Annotated in this window: 1 protein-coding gene; it reads right to left on the minus strand. The window is 67.0% G+C overall.

Annotation, left to right across the window (positions count from 1 at the left end; translation table 11 throughout):
- The coding region (locus JYJ84_RS35830) for a DegQ family serine endoprotease (RefSeq protein ID WP_205190223.1) at positions 1–1,460 on the minus strand (1,460 nt) is incomplete at its 3' end.
- Between the last annotated feature and the right edge of the window lie 314 nt (positions 1,461–1,774).

A 1,774-nucleotide genomic window follows, 5' to 3' on the forward strand; every position in this document is an offset into this window, starting at 1 on the left:
ATCTGTGCATTATCGCGCTGGATCAGCAGAGCAAGACTGTTGCCCGCGCCCTTGACCGCGTCGCGCAACTGCTCGGGGCTCGTGACCGGGCGGCCGTTGACCGCGAGAATCACGTCGCCGGGCTGGATGCCCGCGTTGGCGGCCGGCCCGCCGGCCTGCTGCACGATCAGGCCGTGCGACAGGTTGTCGGCGCTGCGCTCCTGCGGCGACAGCGGACGCACCGCGACGCCCAGGCGCCCCTGCTCGACCGGCCCGCCGTCATTCGACGCGAGCTTCGCGTCGGCCATCGCGCCAAGCGTCACGCTGATCGTCTTCTTCGACTTGTCGCGCCAGATCTGCAGGTCGGCCTTCGAACCCGGCTTCAGGTTCGCGATCTGCGCGGGCAGCGACGTCGAATCGGCAACCGGCGAACCGTTGACCGACAGGATCACGTCGCCCGGCTGCAGGCCTGCCTTCGCGGCCGGGCCGTTCGCGTCGACCGAGCTGACGAGCGCGCCGTCCGGCTTCTGCAGTCCGAACGAGCTCGCGAGCGTCTGGTTCAGCCCCTGCACGGCGACGCCGAGGCGGCCGCGGCTCACGTGGCCCGTCTTGACCAGCTCATCCTTGACCTTGATCGCCTCGTTGATCGGGATCGCGAACGACAGGCCCTGGAAGCCGCCCGTCTGCGAGTAGATCATCGAGTTGATCCCGATCACCTCGCCCTGCAGGTTGAACAGCGGGCCGCCCGAGTTGCCGGGGTTCACCGGCACGTCGGTCTGGATAAACGGCGTGTAGTTCTCGTCCGGCAGCGCGCGCGACTTCGCGCTGATGATGCCCGACGTGACCGTGTTGTCGAAGCCGTACGGCGAACCGATCGCGACGACCCACTGGCCGACCTTGCTCTGCGCCGGGTCGCCGATCTTCACGGTCGGCAGGCCGCTCGCGTCGATCTTCAGCACCGCGACGTCGGACTGCTTGTCCGAGCCGACGACCTTCGCCTTGTATTCGCGCTTGTCGGTCAGCTTGACCGTCACGACGTTCGCGCCGTCGATCACGTGCGCATTGGTGAGGATGTACCCGTCGGAGCTGATCACGAACCCGGAACCGAGGCTCGCGCTCGGCTGGTCGTCCGGCTGCGCGTCGCCGCCCATGCCCGGCACCTGCCCGTAGAAATGCTTGAAGAACTGGTAGAACGGGTCGCTCGGATCGATCGGCAGCTGCGGCTGCTGCATGCGTCGCGACACCTGCTTCACGACGTGCTTCGCGCTGATGTTCACGACCGCCGGGCCATAGGTCTCGACGAGCCCGGAGAAATCGGGGATGCCGGTCTTGGCAGCCGCTTCGGCCGGCATCAGCGCGGCGGCCTGCGCCGGCGTGATGATCTGCGGATCGGCACGGTGGGTGCCGGCGACATAAGCGGCGGACAGGGCGGCCGCCACGGCGACCGCGACGGCGCCGCGCGCAAGAAATCGGGTGTTCATCGTAGGACCTCCTCTTTGTTAAGACGCAGCGTAACGACCCTGACTTAAAGGAGGCTTAATCAGCCTTAAGCGGGGCTTATGGCCTGTTCACGCGAATAACGGGCTTGCGCTGGCCCCCAGAAGCGCCGAGCGCAAGGAATGCGACGAAGCGAATTCTCGACGTATTCGCAACGAGCATGACGCGGCGATCGGCCCTTCTGGGGCCAGCCCCACGAACGAATTTTTCCCAACAGGGGAACGTGCCTTTCCGCCCGCCATTTGCGTGAACCGGCCCCAAGCGGCCGCCGCCGCCGGGCGTCACACGGATTCGGACG

This window comes from Burkholderia sp. LMG 13014 (assembly GCF_905232215.1).
Classification (GTDB): domain Bacteria; phylum Pseudomonadota; class Gammaproteobacteria; order Burkholderiales; family Burkholderiaceae; genus Burkholderia.